General features: G+C 69.2%; 26 protein-coding genes. 6 read left to right on the top strand and 20 right to left on the bottom strand.

Features of this window, described 5'->3' with window-relative positions:
- Positions 1-113 precede the first annotated feature (113 nt).
- The 9 genes from B0W80_RS29555 to B0W80_RS29515 all read right to left on the bottom strand — a co-directional run bounded on the left by B0W80_RS29555 (position 114) and on the right by B0W80_RS29515 (position 7925).
- Positions 114-461: a DUF1330 domain-containing protein gene (locus B0W80_RS29555; RefSeq protein ID WP_077002725.1), complete on the bottom strand. Its 348-nt coding sequence runs from the start codon at positions 459-461 to the stop codon at positions 114-116.
- Positions 462-482: 21 nt separating this feature from the next.
- Positions 483-1601, bottom strand: a complete 1119-nt coding sequence (gene dctP, locus B0W80_RS29550) for a TRAP transporter substrate-binding protein DctP (RefSeq protein WP_077002724.1) — start codon at positions 1599-1601, stop codon at positions 483-485.
- Positions 1602-1603: 2 nt separating this feature from the next.
- Positions 1604-2620, bottom strand: a complete 1017-nt coding sequence (locus B0W80_RS29545; protein ID WP_256856726.1) for a tripartite tricarboxylate transporter substrate binding protein — start codon at positions 2618-2620, stop codon at positions 1604-1606.
- Positions 2621-2640: 20 nt separating this feature from the next.
- Positions 2641-3420 (bottom strand): RraA family protein, encoded by a 780-nt coding sequence (locus B0W80_RS29540; RefSeq protein ID WP_077002723.1) that lies wholly within the window; start codon positions 3418-3420, stop codon positions 2641-2643.
- Positions 3421-3554: 134 nt separating this feature from the next.
- A complete protein-coding gene (locus B0W80_RS29535; RefSeq protein WP_256856725.1) occupies positions 3555-4508 on the bottom strand; it encodes an AraC family transcriptional regulator in 954 nt (317 codons plus the stop codon).
- A gap of 56 nt (positions 4509-4564) precedes the next feature.
- A complete protein-coding gene (locus B0W80_RS29530) occupies positions 4565-5581 on the bottom strand; it encodes a ketopantoate reductase family protein (protein ID WP_256856724.1) in 1017 nt (338 codons plus the stop codon).
- A gap of 12 nt (positions 5582-5593) precedes the next feature.
- Positions 5594-6307, bottom strand: a complete 714-nt coding sequence (locus tag B0W80_RS29525) for an SDR family oxidoreductase (protein ID WP_143684830.1) — start codon at positions 6305-6307, stop codon at positions 5594-5596.
- 45 nt (positions 6308-6352) lie between these two features.
- On the bottom strand, positions 6353-7357 hold the full coding sequence (locus B0W80_RS29520; RefSeq protein WP_077002722.1) for a tripartite tricarboxylate transporter substrate binding protein: 1005 nt from the start codon (positions 7355-7357) through the stop codon (positions 6353-6355).
- An 82-nt stretch (positions 7358-7439) separates the two neighbouring features.
- Positions 7440-7925 carry a VOC family protein gene (locus B0W80_RS29515; RefSeq protein WP_077002721.1) on the bottom strand — a complete coding sequence of 162 codons (486 nt, stop codon included), beginning with the start codon at positions 7923-7925 and terminating at the stop codon, positions 7440-7442.
- 124 nt (positions 7926-8049) lie between these two features.
- Here B0W80_RS29515 and B0W80_RS29510 point away from each other — a divergent pair, with 124 nt between their 5' ends.
- Positions 8050-8472, top strand: a complete 423-nt coding sequence (locus B0W80_RS29510; protein WP_077002720.1) for a PaaI family thioesterase — start codon at positions 8050-8052, stop codon at positions 8470-8472.
- Positions 8473-8505: 33 nt separating this feature from the next.
- Here B0W80_RS29510 and B0W80_RS29505 read toward each other — a convergent pair whose 3' ends face one another.
- From B0W80_RS29505 to B0W80_RS29460, 10 genes are all read right to left on the bottom strand, one after another.
- Positions 8506-9093, bottom strand: a complete 588-nt coding sequence (locus B0W80_RS29505; protein ID WP_077002719.1) for a hypothetical protein — start codon at positions 9091-9093, stop codon at positions 8506-8508.
- A 2-nt stretch (positions 9094-9095) separates the two neighbouring features.
- A complete protein-coding gene (locus B0W80_RS29500) occupies positions 9096-9749 on the bottom strand; it encodes a C39 family peptidase (RefSeq protein ID WP_077002718.1) in 654 nt (217 codons plus the stop codon).
- Positions 9746-10126 carry a hypothetical protein gene (locus B0W80_RS29495; protein WP_077002717.1) on the bottom strand — a complete coding sequence of 127 codons (381 nt, stop codon included), beginning with the start codon at positions 10124-10126 and terminating at the stop codon, positions 9746-9748. The genes B0W80_RS29500 and B0W80_RS29495 overlap by 4 nt, the downstream gene beginning before the upstream one ends.
- 35 nt (positions 10127-10161) lie before the next feature.
- A complete protein-coding gene (locus tag B0W80_RS29490) occupies positions 10162-11418 on the bottom strand; it encodes a hypothetical protein (protein ID WP_143684829.1) in 1257 nt (418 codons plus the stop codon).
- Between the two features lie 91 nt (positions 11419-11509).
- The gene (locus B0W80_RS29485; RefSeq protein WP_077002715.1) at positions 11510-12445 is read right to left on the bottom strand and encodes a LysR family transcriptional regulator; all 936 of its coding nucleotides are present in this window, start codon (positions 12443-12445) and stop codon (positions 11510-11512) included.
- A 94-nt stretch (positions 12446-12539) separates the two neighbouring features.
- Positions 12540-13910, bottom strand: coding sequence for a Rieske 2Fe-2S domain-containing protein (locus B0W80_RS29480; RefSeq protein ID WP_077002714.1), 1371 nt, complete (start codon positions 13908-13910; stop codon positions 12540-12542).
- A gap of 31 nt (positions 13911-13941) precedes the next feature.
- On the bottom strand, positions 13942-14946 hold the full coding sequence (locus B0W80_RS29475) for a tripartite tricarboxylate transporter substrate binding protein (RefSeq protein WP_077002713.1): 1005 nt from the start codon (positions 14944-14946) through the stop codon (positions 13942-13944).
- Between the two features lie 35 nt (positions 14947-14981).
- Positions 14982-15833 carry a fumarylacetoacetate hydrolase family protein gene (locus B0W80_RS29470; RefSeq protein WP_077002712.1) on the bottom strand — a complete coding sequence of 284 codons (852 nt, stop codon included), beginning with the start codon at positions 15831-15833 and terminating at the stop codon, positions 14982-14984.
- Complete coding sequence (locus B0W80_RS29465) at positions 15830-16612, bottom strand: hydroxypyruvate isomerase family protein (protein WP_077002711.1); 783 nt, start codon at positions 16610-16612, stop codon at positions 15830-15832. Before B0W80_RS29465 ends, B0W80_RS29470 begins: the two co-directional genes overlap by 4 nt.
- Positions 16613-16793: 181 nt before the next feature.
- A complete protein-coding gene (locus B0W80_RS29460) occupies positions 16794-18899 on the bottom strand; it encodes a PQQ-dependent dehydrogenase, methanol/ethanol family (RefSeq protein ID WP_077002710.1) in 2106 nt (701 codons plus the stop codon).
- A 151-nt stretch (positions 18900-19050) separates the two neighbouring features.
- On the opposite strand from B0W80_RS29460, the gene B0W80_RS29455 reads away from it, so the two are divergent.
- From B0W80_RS29455 to B0W80_RS29445, 3 genes are all read left to right on the top strand, one after another.
- A complete protein-coding gene (locus B0W80_RS29455; RefSeq protein WP_077002709.1) occupies positions 19051-20265 on the top strand; it encodes a helix-turn-helix domain-containing protein in 1215 nt (404 codons plus the stop codon).
- An 87-nt stretch (positions 20266-20352) separates the two neighbouring features.
- The gene (locus B0W80_RS29450; RefSeq protein ID WP_077002708.1) at positions 20353-21372 is read left to right on the top strand and encodes a thiamine pyrophosphate-dependent dehydrogenase E1 component subunit alpha; all 1020 of its coding nucleotides are present in this window, start codon (positions 20353-20355) and stop codon (positions 21370-21372) included.
- Positions 21363-22382, top strand: coding sequence for an alpha-ketoacid dehydrogenase subunit beta (locus B0W80_RS29445; protein WP_256856723.1), 1020 nt, complete (start codon positions 21363-21365; stop codon positions 22380-22382). Before B0W80_RS29450 ends, B0W80_RS29445 begins: the two co-directional genes overlap by 10 nt.
- A 12-nt stretch (positions 22383-22394) precedes the next feature.
- On the opposite strand, the gene B0W80_RS29440 is transcribed toward B0W80_RS29445, so the two are convergent.
- Positions 22395-23171, bottom strand: coding sequence for an SDR family oxidoreductase (locus B0W80_RS29440; RefSeq protein ID WP_077002707.1), 777 nt, complete (start codon positions 23169-23171; stop codon positions 22395-22397).
- Positions 23172-23308: 137 nt separating this feature from the next.
- Between B0W80_RS29440 and B0W80_RS29435 the strand changes: the two genes are divergently transcribed.
- The gene (locus B0W80_RS29435) at positions 23309-24250 is read left to right on the top strand and encodes a LysR family transcriptional regulator (protein ID WP_077002706.1); all 942 of its coding nucleotides are present in this window, start codon (positions 23309-23311) and stop codon (positions 24248-24250) included.
- A gap of 87 nt (positions 24251-24337) precedes the next feature.
- Positions 24338-25354: a tripartite tricarboxylate transporter substrate binding protein gene (locus tag B0W80_RS29430; RefSeq protein WP_077002705.1), complete on the top strand. Its 1017-nt coding sequence runs from the start codon at positions 24338-24340 to the stop codon at positions 25352-25354.

Here is a 25354-nt window from a genome sequence, read left to right as displayed (position 1 = left end):
GCGCGGCTGCGGGGAACGAGGGGAGTGAGGGGAATGGCGGGAGTGAGGATTCGAGGATGGGTCATGCGTAGGCGATACGCAGACCGGCCTCGATCCGATCACATGTTTTTCACCTAGGGCGCAGCAGCGACGGCAGCAGCGGCCGCCGCCAACCCGCCCGCCGAGGTGAATTCCCCAGCTTCCACGATCACGATCTCGGCCTCGCCATGGGGCGGCAGGCGGTGCTGCCGCGCCGCCTGGTACTCGGGCGACGCGTGGCAGGCGATGGCGGCTTCCATGCTGGGGAACTCCAGCACCACGTAACGGTTGAATTCCTGGCTGCCTTCCGCGACATGGAAGCGGCCCCCTCGCGCCAGCGGGCGGCCGCCGTAGCGCGCGACGATGTCGGGCACCTGCTCGGCGTACTTCCAGTAGCTCTCCGGGTCGAAGATCTTCGAGCGGGCGATCCAGTAGGCGGGCATGCGTGTGCGTCCTTGGGTTGTTCAGGCCGCGCGCGTGCCGGGCAGCAGCCAGCGCGGCCTTTCGATGGCGTCGAGCATCAGCGCGTTCGCACTGCGGCCGTGCAGCGCTTCGGCGGCCGCACGCGCGGCACGAACGAAGTCGCGAGCCGGCAGCCCGCGCGCGTCGAGTTCGTTGGCGATGTCGTCGGTCAACTGGTCCATGCAGGCATCGAGGTGGCGCGCGTCCTCGGCGTCGAGGGTGACGAAGCGGCACCCGGCCGCGGCGAAGCCCTCGCGTGCGATGGCACCGCCGACGCCGTAGAAATATTGTGCTTCGGCCTGCGACTGGGCGCGCAGCCAATCGTTGAGCACCACGCGCAGGTCGCCAGGCAGCGCATCGTGAAAGCGCCGTGCCAGGCCGAACTCGAGGTTCATCATCGACACGCCGATTTCCATCCGCGCCGCCGCGTGGCGGCCGATGCCGAAGACCTGGGCCGAGCCGTCGGCCAACGACACGAGGTCGACGTCGCCGCCCAGGAAGGCCGGCAGCAGGTCCACCGATCGCAAGGGCACGGGCTGGCCGCCCAATGCGGCGGCGATGCGGCTGTCGATGCCGGCGTTGGTGCCGATCTTCAGGCCGCGCACGTCGGCCAGGCGCTCGATGGGACGCCGCGCGAAGAGGTGATAGGCCCCGGTGGCCTTGAGCCGGCCGAGCAGCACGCCGGCACGTTCGAATTCGTCACGCAGGAAGGGCTCGTACAAGGCTTCGGATGCGGCCGTGGCCACTTCCGTGTCGGGGAACAGCTTGGGCAAGGCCAGCAACTGCGCGAGCGGAAAGCGCTCGGGCTCCCACGAGGTGTAGCAGGCCGCGAAGTCGGTGCGGCCGTCCACCAGCGCCTGGAAGCCCTCGCGCGCGGGATGGGCGGATTCGCCCCATGCCGCGGTGACGGCGATGCGTCCGGTCGACATCGTGTTCAGCACCGTAAAGGAGGGTTGGAACACGTTCGGGACCACCCAGGCATCCGCCGGCGGATGCGCGCTGGCACGCATGACGACCGGCGCGCCCTGCGGCGGCTCGACGAGCGGCTTCGCATAGGCGCCGCGCAGCCACGCCTCGGCCGCGGAGCAGCGCTCGCGTTCTTCCTGCAAGGTCAGCGGCATCGTCACCCCAGTTCGAGTTGCTTGAGCACCGCGGCCATCTCGCGCCGCTCGGCGGTGCAGCGCTGCGCGAAGTCCGCGACGCTCATCGGCCGTACGTCCAGGCCCGACGCGGCCAGTGCCGCTGCGGTGGCGGCATCGTGCAACGCCTCCTGCAGCGCGGCATGCAACGTGCCGCGCACCGGCTCGGGCAGCGCGGGCGGGCCGAAGAAGCCGATCCACGGCAGGTAGGTGAAATCGGCCACGCCGGCCTCGCGCAAGGTCGGCACCGTGGGGAGCTGCGCAGAGCGCGAGGTGCCGCCCGTGGCGATCGCCTTCAGTTGCCCCGACTTGACGAAGGGCATGGCCACGGGAATGGCGATCCACGTCGCGGCGATCTGCCCGGCCACCACGTCGGCGACGGACTGCGGGCCGCCCTTGTAAGGCACGTGCACGATGTCGGCGCCGGTCGCCTTCTTGAGCATCTCCATCGCCACGTGCTGCGGACTGCCCATGCCGACCGAGCCGTAAGACAGCGCGCCCGGCTTGCGATGGCTGAGCGCGACCAGTTCGGCCAGCGTCTGCACCGGCAGGCCCGCGGACACCACGAGCACGCTGGGCAGTTCGGCCACCATGCCGATCGGCGTGAGCTGGCCGATGTCGAAGGCGGGACGGTCCTTGAGGTTGGGTACGAGGCAGACCAGGCCGTTGTTCAGCGCGCCGAGGGTATGCCCGTCCGGACGCGCGTTGAACACCTTGGACGCGCCGACGACGCCGCCCGCGCCCGGTGCGTTCTCGACGGGCACCGGCACGCCCAGGCGGGCCGACATGCGCTCGGCGACACGCCGGCTGGCCACGTCCGAGCCGCTGCCGGCCTGCAGCGAGACGACCAGCGAGATCGGCTTGGCGGGAAAGCTCGCGCCCGCCGCGGCCTGCGCGCCGGGCCATGCGGCCATCGACAGCAGCGCCAGCATCGCGCGGCGGCGATGTGGGCAGAACGCCGACACCGCGCCGGGCGACGGCACATTCACAGGGGCACTCATCCAGTCTCCTTGGTTCTTGCTCAGCGCGTCTGGCGATGGTCGGCATCGCCGATGTCGTTTCCCACGGCGCCGTCCCGGTCGCGTTCACAGTCGCTTTCCCAGTCGGTCTGCCGCTCTTCGACCTCGAGGCTGCGAAACACTGCGTCCGCACCGCTCAGTTCGTACAGATGCTCCCCGCGCTTCAGCGCAGCGATGATCGCCGTCTCCTTCGCCACACGGGCGCGCGCGGCCTCCACGACGCGGGCGAACGCGCGCGGCGGAATGGCGATGACGCCGTCGCCGTCCGCGACCACGATGTCGCCCGGATGCACCGTGATGCCTGCGCACACCACCGGCACGTTGACGGCGCCAGGCCCGCGCCGCTCGGGGTGCGACGGCGAAATGCAGGTGGACCAGATGGGCACCTGCATCGCCCGCAGCGCGTCGACGTCGCGGATGGGCCCGCACACCACGACACCCGCCAGCTTCTTGTGCAGCACGTAGGTGCCCATCATCTCGCCGAACAACGCGCCCTGGCGGCCGCCCCCGTTGCTCAGCACGACCACCTGGCCGGGCTCGGCCAATCGCAGTGCCTTCTGCACCATCAGGTTGTCGCCGGGATCGCAAAACGCCGTGACGGCCGGCCCCGCCATGCGCAGGCCGTGGTCGAGCGCGCGCATGCCCGGTTGCATGAGAGTCTGCCGCCCGGCCAGTGCGCCCATGGCTTCGTGCAGGTCGGCCACGCCGAAGGGCGCGGCATCGGCGCAATCGCAACGCAGGGCGGCCGCGGGGAGGCGTGTGTAGACGATGGAGCTGTGCATGTTCGGTGTGTTCTGCGCCGCATCGGGCGCGTTCCTCGAACTGTGGCTTCTGCGGGCGCCGTGTGCTTGTTCAAAAGCGCCGGGCCTTTGGCGATTTCGCGCGCGGCGGTGTGGCGGCCGCACGCGCCCGGCGTTCAGGCCAGTGTCACTTCGTCCTGCAGCGGCGCATGGTGCAGCCGCCGGTATTGGCCCGGCGTCATGCCGGTGTACAGCTTGAATCGCTTGGTGAAATGCACCTGGTCGAGAAAGCCCGAGTCTTCGGCCACCTTGAGCATCGGGATGTCGGTGTAGGCGAGCAGTTGCTTGCCGTGCTCGAGGCGGATCTCGTCGAGCAGGTGCTTGTACGTCTTGCCGGTTTCCTGCTTGAGCAGGTGCGTCAGGTAGGTGCCGGTGAGGTGCACTTCGGCCGCCACGTCGCCCAGGGTGATGCTGCGCCGGAAGTTCTGCGCCAGATAGGCCACGGCAGCGCCGGCACGGCGGTCGATGTGGCGCTGCACGGCGCCTTCGCGCTCCAGGCGCTGGAACTCAGGCAGGTACTTGTCGCCGACCTGAGCGAGCAGCAGGTTCAGCTCGGCCCGGGCGCGGGTGGCGTCGAAGATGCCGCGACGCGCGCTGGCCTCGAGCATGCGCTGGCAGCGCGCCCGGGCCTCGGCCGTTTCATCGGCATCGAGCTCGTAGCTGCACTGCGGCTGAAAGTAGAACGGAGCCAGCTCGGGCAGCTTCATCAGCTCGGCGTTCTGGTGCGCCGCGTCGTCGGGCAGGTCTAGGTTCTGCTGGATGAACTGCGCGCTGAAGTAGATGACGTAGCACTCGGCATCGGCGGGGAAGGCCACGCGGTGCACGGTGTAGGGCGGCACGAAGAAGATGCTGCCGCCGCGCGCATGGTGCGTGCGCCCGGCGATCTCGTGCGTGGCCGTGCCGCCGGCCACGAAGAAGACCTGGAAGAACGAATGCCGATGGGGCGCCATGTCGCGCTGGGCATCCGCCGTGCTGCGCACGCCGAAGCCGGACCAGCAGAAGGTCTTCTGCGCCAGCGAAAAGGTGGGCACCGCGCGGCTGAGCATGGACGAGGCGGGCTTGGACGTCATCACCCGCTTGTAGCGAAGCGGTGGCAAGCGGCAATCGGGCGTTTCCCGCACCGCCGCTACGCTCCGCGGTTTTCGCGCACCACCTGCCGGATGGGCCCCTTCCGCACGCTGAGGTTCAGCAGGCGCAGGCAGCTGTAGACGGTGGCGAGCGCCGGCACCTCGATGCGCCGGCGCTGCGCGAGTTCGAGCAGCACGCCGACGATGGGCTCGAGTTCGAAGGGCCGGCCGGCCTGCACGTCCTGCAACATCGACGTGCGGTGGTGGCGGCTGCTGCGGGCGCGCGCGAAGGCGGCTTCCGCGTCGATGGGCTCGGCCAGCCCGCTGACGCGCGCCACGGCCATGGCCTCGTTCATCATGGCGCGCGCCAGCCGCTCGCCCTCGGGCTCGTCGAGCACTTCGCCGAAGCCGAGTTGCGACAGCGCACCCAGTGGATTGAAAGCGACGTTGACCAGCAGCTTGCGCCACTTGTCGACGCGGATGTCCTCGCTCAGCGCGACCGGCAACTCCGCGCGCCGAAGCAGGTCGAAAGGGGCGCCGGATGCCTGCGAGCCGCGCACCACATCGCCCAGCGCGAAGCGGTCGCTGGCCACGCTGACTTCGACCAGGGTGCCCTCTGCGTTCATCGACAGCCCTTTGGTCACGACGCAACCGGCGATGCGATCGAGCGGCAGCGCGGCCTCCGCCAGCCCGCCGGGGTCGACCGCCTGCAAGCGCAGCGGCGGCGTGTCGGTGCCGAGGTACTGCCACCAGGGCAGCCCGTTCTGCGGCAGCAGGATGGTCGCGCCGCGGGCATGCGCGGCGAACTGCTGCGCGGCGCGGCCCAGATCCTGCGCCTTGACGGCGAGCACCAGCAGGTCCCAGCCGCCGGGCGGCGGCACGTCGACGCTGCACTGCAGCGGCACGTGGCGGGCTTGCTCCGGCGCCTCCAGCGGCTGCAGCGTCAGGCCGCCCTGACCGGCGATGCGCGCGAATGCGTCACCCTTGCCGTGCAGGACCACGTCGGCGCCCGAGAGCTGCAGCCGCGCCGCAAGGTAGCTGCCGATGGGGCCCGAGCCGACGATGAGCGTGCGCATGTCCTCGCCTCCTCAAGCGATGGCGCCGCCGCCGTCGACCCGCACGGTGGTGCCGGTCGCGAAGCCGTTGGCCGCCAGGTACAGGATGGCGCGTGCCACGTCGTCCGGATGCCCGACGCGGCGCACCGGCAGGGAGCGTCGAGCTGCGTCGAAGGCGGCCGCCCTGGCTGCATGGTCGGCGCGGTCCCACAGGGGCGTCTCGATGAGGCCGGGCGACACGGTGTTGACGCGCACCGGTGCCAGTTCCAGCGCGAGGCCTCGGCCCAGCGCATCGAGCGCGGCGTTGATCGCACCCTGCAACACCATCTTCGGGTTGGGACGCACGGCCAGAAAGCCGGAGACGAAGGTCAGCGAGCCTCCGTCCGCGATCGGCACCGACTTCGCGATGCGGTAGGCGCTCCAGAACTTGCTGCCCATCGCCGCTTGCGCGTCGGGCAGCGTCATCGTGCGAACGGGGCCGGTGGGTGTCTGCGCGGCGGAGACGACGACGTGATCCCAGGCTTCTTGGCCCGCGGCCAGCGACGCGACGTCGTCGTCCGTGGTCGCATCGACCACCATGCCGGCACAGCCGATGGCTCCGGCCGCCGCCTGCACTTTCGATGCGCTGCGCGACGCGATGGTGACGTGCGCGCCCGCCAGCGCGAAGGCCTGCGCCGCTGCGCGGCCGATGCCCGAACTGCCGCCCACCACCAGCACGCGCTGGGCCGAGAAGTCGAACAAGCCCATGTTCATCGTGCCTGTCGTGTTCATCGCGCTCATCGTGCTCATGGGTCAGTCGATCCGGATGTTGCGCTCGCGGATCACCGCGCCCCAGCGCTGGTGATCGCGCGCGATGATGTCGCGGAACTCCGAAACGCTGGTGCCCGTGGACTGCACGCTGAAGTCCGCGAGCTTCTTGCGGATCTCGGGCAGCTGCACGATGCGACGGAACTCGCTGTTGAGCCGGTCCACGATGGGCTGCGGCGTGCCCTTCGGCACCCACACGCCGTGCCATCCCACCATCACGAGCTGCGGGTAGGTCTCGCTGAGTGTGGGCAACTCGGGAAACGCCGGATGCCGCTGCGCATCGGTGTAGGCCAGGCCGCGCACGGAGCCCGCCTTGACGTAGGGCAGCATCACCGCGCTGACGTCGACGAGCACCTGGATGTTGCCCGAGATCAGATCGGTCACCGGCGGCTGCTTGTAGGGCACCTGCGTCATCTGGATGCCGGCGGTGCCCGAGAGCATCTCGGTCAGCAGATGGTGCGCGGAGCCGGCGCCATAGCTGCCGTACGAAAGCTTGCCCGGGTTCTTCCGCGCGTAGTCCACGAGTTCGGCCAGCGTCTTCACCGGCAGGTCATTGTTGACCGTGAGCACGTAGGCCACGGTGGAGGTCTGCGTGACCGGCACCAGGTCCGTCAGTGCATTGAAGCCGAGCTTCGGATAGATGTGCGGGTTCATCGTCGCCGTCTGGTTGATGCCGAACAGCACCGTGTAGCCATCGGGCGCGGCGCGCGCCACGAACTCCGCGCCGATGTTGGTCGACGCGCCCGGCTTGTTGTCCACCACGATGGGCTGGCCCAGCGCCTCGCCGAGCAGCGGTGCGAGCATGCGCGCGACGATGTCGACGCCACCGCCCGGGCCCTGCGGAACGATCAGCTTGATGGGTCTTTGCGGCCAGGCGGTGCCTTGTGCCAGGGCGATTGCGGGTGCCATGGCAGGCAGCGCGGCAGCGGCCAGGCCGGCGATCAGCGTGCGCCGCCGCAGGTTCGTGCCTTGATCGATTCGTTGCTTCATCAGGCTTGTCTCCGTCGTTGTCGTTGTCGTTGTCGTTGTCTTCGTTCGGCTTCGTGCTCGTGTGGCGTGCCGCGTCGCTGGATCAGCGCTCGTCTTCGACGTGCTGATACTCGAAATGCTTGGCGCTCACGGGTGCCGTCACGCCGGCGGCACGGGCCTCCTCGACGGGGAAGTTCAGCTCGACCTTCACGCCGTTCGGATCGAACAGGAAGACCTGGTACACACCCTGGTCGTTGACCTGCCGCTCCTTGAACTCGACACCGGCGCGCCGCAGGTTGTCGAGCATGTCGGCCAGGCCCGAACAGCGGAACGCCACGTGGTCGATCACGCCCGTGCCACTGAGCGCCTGCGACTGCTGGCCCAGGTAGGCCTTGCGGTTGTCGGAGGCCTTGGCGCCGCCATGGGTGATGTGCAGCACGTCCTTCTCGCCGATGTACATCCACTGCACCGGAAAGCCGAAGTCGGGCGTGGGTCCGCGGCGCAGTTGCAGAACGTGTTCGTACCAGTCGATCGTCTTGGCGATGTCGCTGGTCTGCAGCAGGTAGTGTTCGAGGTAGTGAAGCGGCATGCGGTCTCCGGGGTCGATGCCGAATCGTAGGTGCCGGGTTGCGGCCGGCCTTGGCTGAATCGCGCGGGGTCTTGGCGATTTCCCGCTCGCATGCAGAATCGACCGAACCGGACCGCCGGCCACCATGACAGACACACAGCAACGAATCTCGGCCAGCTTCGCCACGCAAGGCCTGATGAAGACCATCGGCGCCAGCCTGCTCCTGGTGGAGGAAGGCGAGGTTCGCATCGAGATGCCCTACGCCACGCACCTGTCGCAGCAGCGCGGCTACGTGCATGCCGGCGCCATCGCGAGCATCCTCGACAGCGCCTGCGGCTATGCGGCCTTGACGAAAGCGCCTGCCGAGTGCGACGTGGTCACGGCCGAGTTCAAGATCAACCTGATGCGGCCGGCCTTGGGCGAGCGCTTCGTGGCCATCGGCCGCGTGCAGAACGCCGGCAGGCTGCTCACAGTGTGCACCGGCGAAGTGCTGGCGTATGCGGGCGACGACGCGCCGCCCAAGGTCGTGGCCTTGATGCAGGCGACGATCGCGAACATCCGGGGCTGAAGCTGCAGGCCGAGCCGCGGCCCCGAGCCCTCCTCACCCGCCCGATTCGTCCTCGTCCGCGCGCAGCGCCTCTGGCGTTGCGTTCGCAGGCGCCGAAAGGCTTCGGCGCGCCTGCGCCTTGCGGCTCGCCTGCTCCAAGGTCGGGCCCACCTCGAGTTCGCGGGCTTCCGCCCCGAGCGAGAAGAAGCGGTCCGAGCCGTCGTCTGCATGCAACCAGAGCACGCTGTTTCCCGCACGGCCGAATTCCAGCACGCGCGCTTCATAGCGCTTCGCGGCATCGACGGCGTCCGACGCCACGGCGAGCGCATGCGCCAGGTTGGCCGCCACCTGGCCCTGCGTGATCGCCGTGACCTCGTCGCCGACGATCTCGATGGAGCGGATCGCCGCGCCCTGGCCGATCAGGTAGCGCCAGCCGGTCTGCCGGGCTTGTGCAATCGTCATCGCAGCGGCCGACTCGGCGCCGGACAGGCTGTACACCGCCAGCGGCTCGTGAAGGCTGGCGACACCGCCGCCGGATTTCGAAGCCACGGTGACGGTGGCCTGCGCGCGATGCAGCGCATCGAAACCACGGTGGGCCGCATCGGTCGCCCCCTGGGGGGCCTGGGCAGTGGTGATAGGCATGGCTAGACCCGGACATCGTAGATAAAGTTGGGCGTTCCGAAGTCCCCGTTGATCGGGTACTTGCCGCCGACGAAGGTCGAGAAGGGAACGTTGCGCACGTCCGCAGGCCCCTGCCCGACGCCGGGCACGAGGGGGTCGAGCACTTCGACGAACTGGTTGCCCGCACCATCGTCGGAGTAGCCGACCACGCAGATGAAATGGCCGCCGCCGGCGCCGGTGTCCACCCGGATGCGAACCGGCAGCGGCTTCTTGTTGTCGATGACTGCGACCACGTCGTCGAAGTCCGGCGTGACCTGTCGCGGCGGCGCAGCCAGCAGGCCTCGCTCGTCGAGAACGCGGCTCAGGATGTGGGGGCTGTTGCAGGTACCTTGGCAAGGGTCGCCGCATCGGGAGCCGCTGTCGATCGGGTCGTGCGGCGTGCAGACCAGGCCGGGCTGGTTCGCAGAGACGTGCTCCGTCGCGATCGACGACTGGTCGACCGCCTTGCCGCCGATGAGCTCGAGGGCCTGCACCACAGCCGCCCAGCACCACAGGTCGGCTTCCTGGCAGGCCATCGACACGTCCACGCTGTTGCGCCGCCCGGCATTGGCTGCCATCGCGATGGGCGAGCCGATGGCCATCAGCTCGCGCAGGAAGGGGGGAATCTGCGTGGTCATTGGAGGGCCTGCCGCAGGATGATCTGCGCATGGGTGAGCGGGGCGATACCCCCGCCGGCCTCGTCGACGGCGGCCGCAGGCGGCTTGCCCATTTCGGTCAGCGCCGTCTTGATGGCGTCCGCCTTTCGCGCGGCGTCGGCCTTGGCCTTGTCGGCCTCGCCGTTCGCCTTCTCGACGTTGACCTGCTGGACCTTGGTGCCCAGCAGCACGCCCACCGCGGCGAAGCCCACGGAGGTCAGCGCGTTGTAGACGACGACCGCGCGGTCCCAGGCCTTGTCTCCCGTCAGGCCGAACGCGTAGAGCAACCAGCCAGAGGCCAGCAGGAAGGCCAGCGTGATGAGCAGCGCGGCACCGTTGGTCAATTTGGAATTCGTCATGGCTGTGAGTCCGTGGTTCGAGGTCTGCAGATGAGTCAGGGGTTAGGGCCGGCCGTGCCAGGTGCGCCGGGCATACCGGGCAGGTCGCCGTTCTTGATGAAGCCGCCGTACATCGGAACGGTGCGGGCCTTGACGGTCTCACCGGTCTCGCCGTTGATAAGCAGGTAGGACACGATGGCCCCGCCGCTGAAGTAGAAGTTGGTGGTGAAGAGGTTCGTCTTCGTCAAGGTGGCGCCGCCGGCCGCGAAGGGCTTGAGTTGAAGAACAAAGGGCGCTGACTTGAAGTGCCTGGCGAGGGCTTCGGCCAGCATCAATTTCTGCAGCGTCGAGGCACCGGTCTTCTCGTCGACCGCGTTGAGCGCCGTGTTGAGCTGGGTTGCCGCGGCGAGCTGTGCCCGGGCCCTGGCTTCGGCCCGGTTCAGCGCGTCGGCGTCGCGCGCGGCGGCGCTCTTGCAGGCGGCGCTGGCGCCGCTGGCGGCTGCGCGCTTGTTGACGCCGTCGCGGCTCAGTCCGGCGTCGATGATGAAGCCGTCCAGCGTCTTGATGCCGCCGGCGAGTTCGTTGTACTTGGTGAGCGCTTCGGAACTTTGCGATGTCGAACCGAAGGCACCAGGCAGGTAGCTCGGCGGGTAGACCGTGGGAATGCCCTGCGCCGACAGCTTGCCCATGACTTCCGTCGCCAGCACGAAATCGGTGATCTCGACGTCGATGCCGTCCAACTTCTTGTCGATCTTGAAGAGCGACAGCACCTGCAGTGCGGCGCCGACCGCCGCCAGCGGCGGAAGTCCTGTGCCGCCGCCGCTTTCATCGGCTGCACTGGCGCGGGGTCCGGCCCGGGCGGCGCACGCGCTTTCCGATTCGAGCTTGGGCAGCACGGTGGCGGCCTCGGACTTCTTCGCGAGTTCCACCTGGCGCAGGAAGGTGCGGTACTGCAGCACGGCGGCAAGCTCATGCTCGCTGTAGATGACGACGGCCGACGGCTTGGGATTCACCGAAGCGACGTCCGCCGCGATCGTCGTCGCGATGGCGGACACGGCCTGCGTGGCGAGGATCTTTCCCTCGACGTTGAGGGACGCGGCCACGCCCGTGCCCTTGGGCAGCGTGCTGGTGTCGATCGATCCCAGCCTGGCCTTGGCCGCTTCGGCGTTGGCGGTGGCGATGTCGCGCTGGGCTTGCGCGGCGTCGCGCTGGCGCGTGAGTTCTTCCAGCTCTTCGCTGGTCACCGCATGCACGCGAGACGCGATCAGCGCCAAGCTCAGCAATGCGAGTGAGATCGTCCGAGTTCTGCGCATAGGTCCTCCGTGAGCTGAGCGCATTGTTCTGGACGGGGGTAGCGATGTCGTCCTCCAACTTGGTGATGAAGGCGTATGCGAGAGAGAAGACCTAGCGGCGAGTCGAAGCGGGGCGAGAGGGGCGGCTCGAAGGCGAGGTGTCCGCGAACCGTGCCTCCACGAAGGCACAGAAGCCCTCCGCCGACGGCGAACTCTCGCGCTCGCGCGGCCGCAGCAGGCAGATGCGCCGCTGGATGACCGGGTCCTTGAGGTTCTTCACCTGCAGGCCATAAGCCGCTGCCAGCGGCTCGGCGGCCGAGGGCTGCACGGTGACACCCTCCCCGGCCTGCACGAGCGCCAGCGCGGTGGTGATGAAGTTGACGTACGTGGCGGGCTCGAGCGTCAGGGCTTCGGAGTGGTAGGCCAGGTCGGCGCGCATGTTCGCCGCGTAGTCGACGGGCAGCGAGATGAAGGGATGGCGCAGCACCTCGGACCAGGGCACCACATCCATCGCGGCCAGCGGATGGTCGGGTCGGCAGACGAGTTGCAAAGGGTCGCGGAAGAGCTGCTTCTGGATCACCTCGCGCGGCACCGAACGTTCGGGTGCGATGCCGACGTCCGCATCGCCGCTCGCGACCTTGGCGCTGACCTGGTCGGTGACGACGTCGATGAGGTAGACCTTCACGCCCGGGAACTGCTGGCGGTACGCCGCGACGAGTCGCGGCACGAGCGTGCCGGCATACATGGGCGAGCTCGCGATGCGCAAGGTGCCGCGGGCGCTGAGCTGGTAGTCGCGGATGCCCTCGACGGCGCGCGCCAGGTCGTCGACGAGGCGGTGGGCCGAGGGCAGGAAGTCGCGGCCCGCGGGTGACAGGTGCACCTGCCGCGTGGTGCGCTCGAAGAGACGCGTGCCGACGACCGATTCCAGCTCCTTGATCATCAGGCTCAACGCCGAGGCCGTGACGTGCAGTTGCTGCGCCGCGGCAGTGAAGTTGCCGGCATCGGCCACTGCGACGAAGGCGCGCAGCTGCTTCAACGTGAGGTTCATGGGAAAGGGTCCGTGGTGCTGGGACAGTTGCACGATTGTCTCCAGACCACGGCCTTCCTGCGGCCGCACGCGCCGGTGTCGCGGCGCCGGCGCTTCAGGGCGCGGTGGCGTCGGCTTCGGCCCGAACCCGGCCCACGTCGTCACCGAAGCGCCGCTGCATCACCGCATCGAAATCGTCGCCGGCCGGCGCCACCGTACCACCGCCGCGCACGCGGTAGGCCTCGGGTTCGTCGCGGCCCGGCGGCGCCTCGCCCTGCGCCACGGCATCGGCCGACTGCAGCATCAGTCGGCGGAACTGCACCACGGCGATGTCGGTCGGCCCCAGCATCTCGTGCGTGCGGTCGGCGATGCGGCCCTGGCTGTCCTGGATGGCCGCGTCCTGCTCCGACACGCCCTCGATGCCGGTGAAGTTCTCCGACTTCTGCATGGCGCGGTCCAGCAGGTATTGGTTGGCGCGGTTGCGCACGGGCATGTAGTGCGCGTCGCGTGCGGGATAGACGGCACCGCCGGTCTGGTACGACGCGACTTCCTCGCGGGTGAGCGGCCGTTCGGGGTTCCACGAGTAGCAGAAGATCCAGCAGGTCTGGTCGTCGATGGGCATCCAGCTCTGGCCATGGTAGGTCTGGCCTTCGGCCGCGCTGGGCGTGTAGCCGTGGCAGGGCATCAGGTACTGCGCGATGCGCCAGTAGTGCTCGCCGGGGTCGGCCTGGCGCGACGCACCCAGCACCAGGCCGGCGGCATGGCGCTTGACCTGGTAGCGCGGGCGCGGGTCTTCACGCATCCAGCGCACGTGGTCCTGGTTCATCGACTGCGCGTTGTAGCCGCGCACGGCGCGCAGCGCGCGCTGCGCGAACTCTTCTTCGCTGCGGGCCACCGGCATGTGCAGGAAGGAGAAGTGCGCGGTGTCGATGCCGCCTTCGGCGGCCTGCGCCCAGTTGCATTCCTGCAGCTTCTTGGAGACGTAGCGATGCGATTCGGGGACGAGCGCGAATTCCATCTGCGGCAGTGCGGGCAGCTCTGCGGCCTCGTCCTCGCCCTTGTCCGAGCGGCCCATGTAGGCCCACACCATGCCGCCCCACTCGCGCGTGGGATAGGCCTGGATGGCGACCCTGGCGCACATCTTCTGCGCCGACTCGGGCGGCAGGATGGGCATGTCGACGCATCGGCCGGCCACGTCGAATTTCCAGCCGTGGTAGGCGCAGCGCAGGCCGCCGTGCTCGTTGCGGCCGAAGTAGAGGTCAGCTCCGCGATGCGGGCAACGCGGCTCCACCAGGCCCACCTGGCCATCGGTGTCGCGGAAGGCGAGCAAGTCTTCGCCCAGGATGCGAACGCGCATCTGCGCACCGTCACGCTCGGGCAGCTCTTCAGACAGCAGCACCGGCACCCAGTAGCTGCGGAACAGCGTGCCCATCGGCGTGCCGCGGCCCGTCCGGGTGAGCTTCTCGTTGTCTTCGCGGGTCAGCATCGGTGGCTTTCTTTCCCTGGCTTCGGTGGCATCAGTTCGACGAGACGGTGAGCCCGACCTGCTTGACCAGGCTGGTCCAGCGCGCGGTGTCCTTCTCGATCAGCGCACGGAACTCGGCGGGCGTGGCGGTGGCGACGTCGCCACCCACCGCCGCCAGCTGCTGCTTGACCTCGGGCGCGGTCAGCGCCTTGCCGAGCGCGGCGACCAGCTTGTCGGCGACGGCCGGCGGCATGCCGGCCGGGCCGACGATGCCGAACCAGGGCTGCACCATGGCGGTGGGATAACCCGCCTCGGCCATGGTGGGCACGTTGGGGAACTGCGGCGAGCGATTCGGCGCGGTGGTGGCCAGCACGCGCACGCGGCCGGCCTTCGATTCGGCCATGGCCAGGATGGCGGCCATGCTGGTCATCGAGACCTGGCCGCTCGCCAGCTCCACGATCATCGGCGCCGAGCCCTTGTACGGAATGGCCGTGGCGTCGAGCCTGGCCGCCAGCTTGAAGAGCTCGAAGCTCAGATGTGCGGTGGTGCCCACGCCCGGGTGGCCGTAGTTGAACTTGCCGGGGTTGTCGTGGACGAGCTGCACGAGCGACTTGACGTCCTCCACCGGCATCTTGGCGCTGACCACCAGCAGGTTGGGCGACGCGGCCGCCAGCCCGATGAGCGTGAAGTCCTTGAGCGCGTCGTAGGGCAGCTTGCGGCCCAGCGCCGGATCGATCGCGAGCGATGGCACGGCGAAGAGCAGCGTGTAGCCGTCGGGCTTGGCCTGCGCCACGTAGGCGTTGCCGATCACGCCGTCGCCACCGGGGCGGTTCTCGACGACGACCGTGCCGCCGAGCTCCTTGCCGAGCTGCTGCCCGACGACGCGCGCGAACACGTCGGTGACGCCACCGGGGGACAGCGGCACCACGAGCTTGATGGGGCGGTCGGGGAACGGCCCTTCGGGCTGCGCCATGACCGGGCCGAGCGCGACGGCGCCCGACAGTGCGAACAGGGCAAGAAGACGGCGGCGAGGAAGGTGGCGAAAAAGGCGATACATCGTGGGTGTCTCCATGTAGGGGTCGGCCAGGGCGATCAGGCCTCTTCCCGCACCACGCGGTTCTCGAGCTTGCCGATGCCGATCACCTCGACCTCGATCCGGTCGCCGTCCTTCATGAAGAGCTGCGGCTCGCGCTTCACGCCGACGCCGGCGGGCGTGCCGGTCACGATCACGTCGCCGGGCATCAGCGTCATGACGGTGGAGATGTAGTGGATCAACACGGGGATCGAAAAGATCAGCTGGTCGGTGTTGCCGCGTTGCACCTCTTCGCCGTTGAGGCGGGTGACGAGTTCGAGGCGCTGGCCGTCCTGCACTTCGTCGCGCGTCACCATCCAGGGGCCGAAGGCGCCGGTGCCGTCGAAGTTCTTTCCGGCACCCCACTGGGTGGTGTGGTACTGCCAATCGCGAATAGAGGCGTCGTTGTAGGGTGCATAGCCGGCGATGTGTTGCCACGCGTCCTTCTGCGCGATGCGGCGGCCGCCCTTGCCGATGACGAGCGCGATCTCGCCTTCGAAGTCGAGCTGCACCGACTCGGGCGGCAGCGGGATGTTCATGCCGTGCGCGTTCTGCGACGTGGGCCAGCGCGGGAACAACGTGGGGTGCTTGGTCTCGGCGCGCTTGGCTTCGAGGCGGTGGGCTTCGTAGTTGAGGCCGATGCACACGATCTTCTGCGGGTCGGGCACCACGGGCAGCAGGCGGATCTGGTCGAGGCGCAGCGCACGTGAGCGGTCGGCGTCTGCCAGGCGCGTGCGGATTCCATCGATGTCGGCGGCGGCCAGTGCGTCGCACAAGCTCGGCGCGATGAAGCCGAGGTCGACGACGCGCACGTCGTTCTCCAATGCGCCCCAGGAGGGCCGGCCGTCGTGGATGTAGCTCAGGATTTTCATGGGCGGTTCTTGAAGGGGGCGTGCCAGTCGATGGATTGAAGCGTGGTGCTCGACGGCGCGTACTCGCAGCCCACCCAACGGTCCCAGCCCAGCTGGTCGAGTGTCTTGAAGAAGTAGCCCAGGTCCAGCTCGCCCACGCCGGGCTCGTTGCGGCCGGGCGTGTTGCCGATCTGCACGTGGCCGAGGTAGGGGAAGACCTTGCGCAGCCGATCGGTGAGCGCACCTTCCTGCATCTGCACGTGGTAGGTGTCGAAGCAGAGCTTGAGGTTGGGCTTGCCCAGCTCGTCGATGATGGCCGTGCCCTCGTCGAGCCGCGAATACAGGTAGGCCGGAAAGCGCGCGTGGCACACCGGCTCGATGATGATGGTGATGCCCTCGCGCGCCGCGAGATCGGCCGCGTAGGCCAGGTTCTCCTTGAACACCGCCAGGCATTCGGTGCGCAGGTGGTGCGGTTCCAGGTTGCCGGCGAGCACGTGCACCATCGGCTTGCCCACGCCGATCGCGTATTCGATGGCGGTCTCGACGCTGTGCCTGCACTCCGCCTGCAACTCCGGCAGCGCCGCGATGCCGCGCGAGCCGCCTTCCCAGTCGACCGGCGCGAGGATCTGCACGAGCGACAGGCCCTCGTTGCGCAGCAGCGCGTTCAGCCGCGAGGCGGGGTATTCGTAGGGAAAGGCCACTTCCACGCCGCTGAAGCCGGCGCGCGCGGCCGCGGCGTATCGTTCCCACATCGGCAGCTCGGTGAACAGCCAGCGCAGGTTGGGGTCGAACTTCAACATCCTGGGTACTCCTTGCGCGCATGCATCGGGGCACATGGCGCAAGGGGCACTCTAAGGAGCGGCTTTGACAAGCACAATCGACAAATACTTGGGGGATTTTTGAGGCTTCCTCAAAAATCGAATGCACTGCGCACCGATGCAAGGGCGCCCTGCCCTTGCTGTTGCGCTCGCTGCGGCTGCTCTACTTTGGCCGCACTGCGTCGGCCGTCCCCTGGATGAATGCCTTGATCTTCTCCACGTCTTCCATGCTCAGCTTGTCGCTGAAGTCCGGCATGCCGCGCTCCATGGCCGGGCCCTTGAAGATGAACTTGTCGAGGTTCTCGATGAAGCTCGCGTTCATGTAGCCCAGGTTGGGGATGTTGCCGCCGCGGTCCACGCCGGGCACGCCGTGGCAGAAGACGCAGTTGCTCACGTAGAGCAGCGTGCCGTCGGGTACCTTGGCGGGGTCGTACTTCACGCCCTGCAGCAGCTTGTCCATGCGGTACTGCACGAACTCGGGCTTGGGTGCCTTGCCGCCGACGACGAAGGTGTAGACGGTGCCCGGGCCCTGCCGCTCGGTGGCGCGCGCGGCCAGGCCGTACACGCCGCCCCAGCCCACGGCGACGGACACGTACTGCTTGCCGTCGACCATGTAGGTGGAAGGTGCCGCGACGACGCCGGTGCCGGTGGGGGTCTCCCACAGCTTGTCGCCGGTCTTGGCGTTGTAGGCGACCAGGCGGCCGTCGGCGGTGCCCTGGAAGACGAGGTTGCCCGCCGTGGTGAGCGTGCCGCCGTTCCAGGGCGACACGTGCTCGACGCCCCACACTTCCTTTTGCGCGACCGGGTCCCAGGCGACGAGGCGGCCCATGGGCTTGCTCTTGGGCGGCTCGGCGTTGATGAACATGGCGGTGTTCCAGCCCAGTGCGGCATGCGGGCGGGCCGGCTTGTTCTCGTTGAACTTCCAGTCCTTGTCGTCCATGAGTGACAGGGGAATGTTCTGCGCGGGCAGGTAGGCCAGGCCGGTCTGCGGATTGAAGGACATCGAATGCCAGTTGTGCGCGCCGAAGGGGCCGGGGATGCTGTCGCCGGGCTTCTCGTTCTGGCGCGCGGCGGCGACTTCGATGGGGCGGCCCTTCTTGTCGTAGCCGGTGGCCCAGTTGACCTCGACGAAGTTCTTGGCCGAGATGAACTTGCCGTTGGTGCGGTCGATGACGAAGAAGAAGCCGTTCTTCGGTGCGTGCAGGATGACCTTGCGCGGCTTGCCGGCGATCTTGAGGTCGGCCAGGATCATCGGCTGCGTGGCCGTGTAGTCCCAGTTGTCGCCGGGCGTCTCCTGGTAGTGCCACACGTACTTGCCGGTGTCGGGGTCGAGCGCGACGATGGACGACAGGTACAGGTTGTCGCCGCCCTTGGGGCTGCGCTTCTTGTGGGCCCACGGCGAGCCGTTGCCGGTGCCCACGTACATGAGGTTGAGCTCGGGGTCGAAGGTGAGCGTGTCCCACGCGGTGCCGCCGCCGCCCGATTCCCAGTACTTCGCCGACGGGTCCCAGGTCTTCGCGGCCTTGGCCATGGAGGCGTCTTCGAAGGGCTTCGACGGGTCGCCCGGCACGGTGAACCAGCGCCACTTCTGGTCGCCGGTGGCGGCGTCGTAGGCGGTGATGTAGCCGCGCACGCCGTACTCGGCGCCGCCGTTGCCGATGATGACCTTGCCCTTGAAGACGCGCGGCGCGCCGGTGATGGTGTACGACTTGGTGGGGTCGGCGATGGTGTTCTTCTCCCAGACCGGCTGGCCGGTGGCCGCGTCGAGCGCGATCAGGCGGCCGTCGTAGGCACCCACGAACACCTTGCCCTGGTAGAGCGCGACGCCGCGGTTGACCACGTCGCAGCAGCCGCGGAAGCCCTTCGACTTGTCGACCTTGGGGTCGAAGGTCCAGATCTTCTTGCCGGTGCGCACGTCGAGGGCATGCACCACGCTCCAGGAGCCGGTGACGTACATGATGCCGTCGACCACCAGCGGCGTGGCTTCGACGCCGCGCGTGGACTCAAGGTTGTACGACCAGGCGAGGCCGAGCTCCTTGACGTTGCCGGTGGTGATTTGGTCGAGCTTGCTGAAGCGGGTCTCGGCATAGTCGAGTCCGTGGCTGGGCCAGTCGGGCGTCTTCGCGGCATTGGCACGGATGAAGGCGCTGTCGACGCGCGCGGTGGCGGCCTTGATGTGTTCGGCCGAGCCCTTGTCCTGGGCGGAAGCATGCCCTGCGGCCAGGCACAGCAGCGCACCGAACGCCAGCGCGGCGTGGAGCTTTTTCATCGTCTCGTCTCCTGTCGTTGTGAGGCGAAGAATCGTTCGCCGTGCTCCTTTCTTCACCCTCGGGATTTCCCTAGCGCGCGACTGTTCCATTGCGGAACACATTCGGGCCACCACGGCGCCGCCCCTCTTCACGACCGCCCAGGAGAGCCCCATGTCCCTGCCCTCGAGCCGCAGCGCCGCAGGCGGCCCGCGCCAGCTGTTTTCGACCACGCGCGCCGAGCGCGTCGCGCAGGCGCGGCGACAGTTCTTCGAGGAAGGCGTGCGGCCTTCGGGGCTGGTCGGCGAGCAGGTCATCCAGTCGTGGATGCGCTGCACGCGCGCGCACGGCGACCGCGGCCGGCTCATCGCCTTCGACCCCGTCACGCCGAGCCGGCTGCACGCGACGCTGACGCGCAACCGCGAGCTGCTGGACGCGGCGCGCGACGAGCTGCAGACCATGGAGAGTTCGCTGGCCGGCACCGACGCGCGCGTGCTGTTGACCGACGCGCAGGGCGTGATCGTGCACGTGACGCACAACCCGTCGGCCCCGGCGCAGCCCATCCTGCGCAAGACGGCACGGCTGGGCGTGAACATCGCGGAGAGCATGGTCGGCACCACGGCGCCGGGCATCGTCACCTGCACCGGGCAGGCCTGCACAGTGGACGGGGCGGAGCACTACTTCGACGTGCTGCGCGAGATGCAGTGCGCGGCCGCGCCGATCCGCGACGTGCACGGCAGGCTGGCCGCGGTGCTCGACATCACGGCGGAAGCGCGGCCCTTCGGCTTCGATGCGGCGTCGATGGTGGCGCTCTACGCGACCACGATCGAGAACCGGCTGCTGCAGGCACAGTCGGCCGACCGGCTGGTGCTGCGCTTCCAGGCGAGCCCGGGGCTGCTGGGCACGCCGCTCGAAGCGCTGGCTGGCGTGGGGCCCGACGGCAGCGTCGAATGGCTGAACTCGGCGGGCGCGCGGCTGATCGGCCGGCTGCCCGAAACCGGGCCGCGCGACGTCGAGCGCATGTTCGGGCTCGACCTGCAGACGCTGCTGCGATTGGGGCGGCGCGATGCGGCGCAGCCGGTGCGCCTGGCCAGCGGGCTGGGCGTGTGGCTGCAGGCCCGCGTGCAGGTGCCCGACGGCGTGGACTTCCGGCATGCGGTGGCGATGCCGGGCGCGGCCAAGCCCGATGACGAAGCAGCGCCTGTGCCAACGCCGGCCACGGCCGTCGCCGACGACGGCACGCTGCGCGGGCACAGCCGCAAGCTGATCGAGGACACGCTGGCCGCGCACGAGGGCAACATCTCGCACGCGGCGCGGCAGCTGCACGTGTCGCGCGGCACGCTGTATCGCCGGCTGCGCGAATGGCAACGGGACGACGCGGTGGACTGAAAGCCGCGGCCGCTCTCGCCACGTCGCCGTGCCGCCCGGGTTAGCCCGGTCACGCGCCATGCACCGCGATCGATACGATTCGCGCCGATGACCCATGTGACGAGCGAAGCGGAGCGCCTTGCGCTCTACCGGACGATGCAGCGCATCCGCGCCTTCGAGAATGCCGCCGAAGCGGCCAGCCAGGGCGGCGTGAGCGCCTATGGGCAGGAGGCCGCGGGCCGCGCCCAGGTGCGCGGGCCGCTGCACCTGTCGACCGGACAGGAGGCGGTGGCCGCGGGCGTCTGCGCCCACCTGCATGCGGCCGACTATTTGACATCCACCCACCGCGGCCACGGCCATACGCTGGCCAAGGGCGCGGACCTGGCGCGCATGATGTGCGAGCTGTTCGGCAAGGCCACCGGCTTCAACGGCGGCAAGGGCGGCTCGATGCACATCGCCGACTTCTCGGTGGGCATGCTCGGGGCGAACGGCGTGGTCGCGGCAGGGCTACCGATCGCGGTGGGCGCCGCGCATGCGCAGAAGCTGCAGAAGAAGGACGCCATCACGGTCTGCTTCTTCGGCGATGGTGCGATCAACCGCGGGCCTTTTCTGGAGGCGCTGAACTGGGCGCGTGTCTACCGGTTGCCGGTGCTCTTCGTCTGCGAGGACAACCGCTGGAGCGCAACCACGGCGAGCGGGCCGATGACGGCGGGCGACGGCGCCTCGGCGCGTGCGCTGGCCATGGACATCGCGGCCACGCAGGTGGACGGCAACGATGTGGTCGCGGTGCACGAAGCGGCACGGCGCCTGGTCGCCGAGGTGCGCGCGGGCGACGGGCCGCGGCTGCTGCACGCGCTGACCTATCGCGTGAAAGGCCATGTGTCGGTGGACCCCGCGGCCTATCGCGATGCGGACGAGTTGGCGGCGGCGCTGGAGACCGACCCCTTGCTGCGGGCACGCGCACGGCTGCTGTCGGAAGGCCTGGCCGCCGACGCGCTCGATGCGATCGAGCAGGCTGCGCGCGAAGAAGTCGATGCCGCGCTGGCGATGGCCGATGCGGCGCCCTGGCCGGAACCATCGGCCGCGTTCACCGACGTACAGACCACCGGAGCCGGGCAATGGACATGAGCAGCGACGTGGCGAAAGGCGCTGCATCCGCATCGAGCGTCGTCGAACTCAGCTACGCCGACGCGGCCGTGCTCGCGGTGCAGCGCGAGATGGACGCCGACCCGCGCGTGGTGGTGCTGGGCGAGGACGTGGGCCGCGGCGGCATCTTCGGCCAGTACAAGGGGCTGCAGCAGCGCTTCGGCAGCGAGCGCGTGATCGACACGCCGATCTCGGAGGCCGCGATCATGGGCGCCGGCGTCGGCATGGCGCTGGCAGGGCTGCGGCCGGTGGTCGAGATGCGCGTGGTCGACTTCGCGCTGTGCGGCATGGACGAGCTGGTGAACCAGGCCGCCAAGAACCGCTTCATGTTCGGCGGCCAGGGCCGCGTGCCGCTGGTCGCGCGCATGCCGGGCGGCATCTGGGACGCCTCGGCCGCGCAGCATTCGCAATCGCTGGAAGCCTGGTTCGCACATCTGCCGGGCGTGGTGGTGGTGTGCCCCGGCACGCCACAGGACAACCATTCGCTGCTGCGTGCGGCGATGCAATGCGGCGATCCGGTGGTCTACATCGAACACAAGGCGCTGTGGGGTGCGCGCGGACCGGTCGATGAATCGCTGGCGCTGCCACTGGGCCGCGCCGCCGTGCTTCGGCGTGGCGATGCGCTCACGATGGTGAGCTGGAGCCGCCAGCTGCAGGCCTGCCATGCGGCCTGCGAAGCGCTGGCGGCGGAGGGCATCGCGGTCGAACTGATCGACCTGCGCACGCTGTGGCCGTGGGACCGCGACACAGTGCTCGGCTCGTGCGCGAAGACGGGTCGGCTGCTGGTGGTGCACGAAGCCGTGCAGGCCGCGGGCTTCGGCGCCGAGATCGCGGCGAGCGCGGCGGAAGCCACGGGTTGCCGCATCGCCCGCCTTGGCGCACCGCGCATTCCGGTCGGCTATGCGCCGGTGCTCGAAGCGCAGTCGCGCGTGGGCGCGGAGCGGATCGCCGAGGCTGCGCGCACGCTCTGCTCGGCGGCCTCGACTCGCTGACGGCTCGAAGGGTCAGGCAGCGAAGCCGCCGTCGATGTTCAGGCCGGCACCGGTGACGAAGGCGGCTTCGGGGCTGGCCAGGTACGCCACCATGCCGGCGATCTCTTCGCCCTTGCCGTGCCGTTGCAGCGCCATGAAGCTGTGCATGGTCGACGCCATCGGGCCGCTGGCCGGGTTCATGTCGGTGTCGACGGGGCCCGGCTGCACGTTGTTGATGGTGATGCCGCGCGGGCCGAGGTCGCGCGCGAAGCCCTGTACCAGGCCGGTGAGGGCCGACTTGCTCATGGCGTACACACCGCCGCCCGCGAAGGGCATGCGCTCGGCATTGGTGCTGCCGATGTTGATGATGCGGCCGCCCTCGCCGATGTGGCGCAGCGCAGCCTGGATGGCGACGAACACGGCGCGCACGTTGACGGCGATCGTGAGGTCGAAGTCTTCGAGCGAGATCTCGTCGGCGGCGCCGAGCTTGAGCACGCCGGCGTTGTTGACCAGGATGTCGAGCCGGCCGAAGCTGCGGGCGGCTTCGTCGATGGCCGAGCGCAGGGCCGCTGCGTCGGCGCTGTCGACACGCAGCGCGATGGCGCGACCGCCTTCGGCTTCGATGCTGGCGGCCAGGTCCTTGGCCGCGGCGTCGTTGCTCGCGTAGCTGAAGGCGACGGCGGCACCGTCACGGGCGAGGCGCCGCACGATGGCGGCGCCGATGCCGCGCGAGCCGCCGGTGACGAAGGCGGCCTTGCCGGCCAGGACTGCGGAAGAGGCGGAAGAGGCGGAAGAGGTAGGGGTGGACATGGTGCGCTCCGATGGGAAAGGGGGTGAAGGAATCGTTGAAAGACTTGCTTGGGTGAGGTCAGTGTCGTGATTCCATTGCTTTTGCGGTAGCCTGCAAAGCGCCCTATCAATTTCAACCGCGGGTTGAAGATGCCGCCATGCAGCCCCTGAGCCATCTCGAATCCTTCGTACGCAGCGCCGAGAGCGGCAGCTTCTCGGCGGCGGCGCGGCACCTGGGCCTGACGCCGGCGGCCGTGAGCAAGAACGTGGCGCGTCTGGAGGCCGGGCTGGGCCTGCGGCTCTTTCAGCGCAGCACGCGCAAGCTGACGCTGACCGAGGGCGGCGAGCAGTTGCTGCAGCAGATCTCGGGCGCGCTCGGCACGCTGACCGACGCGGTGGCCGGCGCCGCGGAGGCGGGGCGCCAGCCGGCCGGCACGCTCAAGGTCAGCATGGGGCAGGCCTTCGGGCGCGAGTACCTGGTGCCGCTGCTCGGCGACTTCCTCGCGCGCTACCCGGCCATCGTGCCCGACTGGGATTTCGACAACCGCCAGGTCGACCTGATCGGCGAGGGCTTCGATGCGGCGGTGGGCGGCGGCATCCACCTCACGGCGGGCGTGGTGGCGCGCGAGCTGGCACGCATCCACGTGGTGGCCGTGGCGGCGCCGCGCTACCTGGCCGGCCGGCCCGGGCCGGCCCACCCGACGGAGCTGGCGGCCTTCGACTGCATCGTGCGCCGGTCCTCGGGCACGGGCCGGCTGCGCAGCTGGACGCTGCGCAATGCGGCGGGCGACGAAGCGCCTGCCGTGGAAGGCCCGCCGCGCCTGGTCTTCAGCGACCCCGAAGCGATGTGCCGCACCGCGACGATGGGCCTGGGCATCGCGTTGGTGCCGATGCCCTTCGCGCTGCCTTCGCTGCAGAGCGGTGCGCTGGTGCGCGTGCTGCCGGGGTGGTACGCGGACGCCGGGCCGCTGTCGCTGTACTACGCCAGCAAGAAGCTGCTGCCGGCCAAGACGCGGGTGTTCGTCGACTTCGTGGTGGAACAGTTCCGCGCGCAGGATTTCGCGCAGCGCATGAGCGGGGCCTGCAAGGCATCGGCCTGACGTCGGCCTCGACCCGGGGTTATTCCCTGCGGCGGATGTGTGCCGCGACCTGTACAACACGGCGCCATGCATCAACAGGAATACAGCATGAGACCCTCCCCCTTCGCTTCGCGCCGCACGGCGCTCGCCCTGGCTGCCGCCGGCACGCTGCTGCTGGCCGCGGGCCCCGTGGCCGCGCAGGGCGCCTGGCCGACCAAGCCGGTGCGCATCGTCGTGCCCTTCGCGCCGGGCGGCACCACCGACATCCTGGCGCGTGCGGTGGCGCCGGAGCTGTCGAAGGCCTTCGGCCAGCAGTTCATCGTGGACAACCGCGCCGGCGCGGGCGGCAACGTGGGCGCGGAGATCGTCGCCAAGGCGCCCAACGACGGCTACACGCTGCTGATGGGCACCGTGGGCACGCACGGCATCAACCGCGCGCTGTACCCCAAGCTGCCCTACGACCCGATCAAGGACTTCGTGCCGGTGACGCTCGTGGCGGCAGTGCCGAACGTCATGGAGATGAACGTCGACAAGGCCCGGGCGCTCAACATCAACAACGTGGCGGACTTCATGAAGTACGCCAAGGCCAACCCGGGCAAGCTGAACATGGCGTCGAGCGGCAGCGGCACGTCGATCCACCTGGCCGGCGAGCTGTTCAAGACCATGACCGGCAGCTTCATGACCCACATCCCGTACCGCGGCTCGGGCCCGGCGCTGCTGGACCTGGTGGGCGGCAATGCGGACGTGATGTTCGACAACCTGCCTTCGTCGATGCAGCAGATCAAGGGCGGCAAGCTGAAGGCACTGGCCGTGACCAGCGCCCAGCGTTCGCCGGCGCTGCCCGACGTGCCGACAGTGGAAGAAGCGGGCGGCCCCGCGCTCAAAGGCTACGAGGCCAGCTCATGGTTCGGCCTGCTCGCGCCGGCCGGCACCTCGCCCGAGATCGTCGCCCGCATCCAGCAGGAAGTGGCCAAGTCGCTGGGCACCGCGGCGATCAAGGAAAAGATGCTCGCCCAGGGAGCGATTCCGAGCGGCAACACGCCGACCGAGTTCGCCAAGCTCATCGACAGCGAGCACGCCAAGTGGGCGAAGGTGGTGAAGGCCTCCGGCGCGAAGGTGGACTAG

Source organism: Variovorax sp. KK3 (assembly GCF_001984055.1).
Taxonomy (GTDB): Bacteria; Pseudomonadota; Gammaproteobacteria; order Burkholderiales; family Burkholderiaceae_C; genus Variovorax.
Note: the sequence above shows the minus strand (reverse complement) of the source record. Positions and strands in the feature narration are given on the sequence as shown.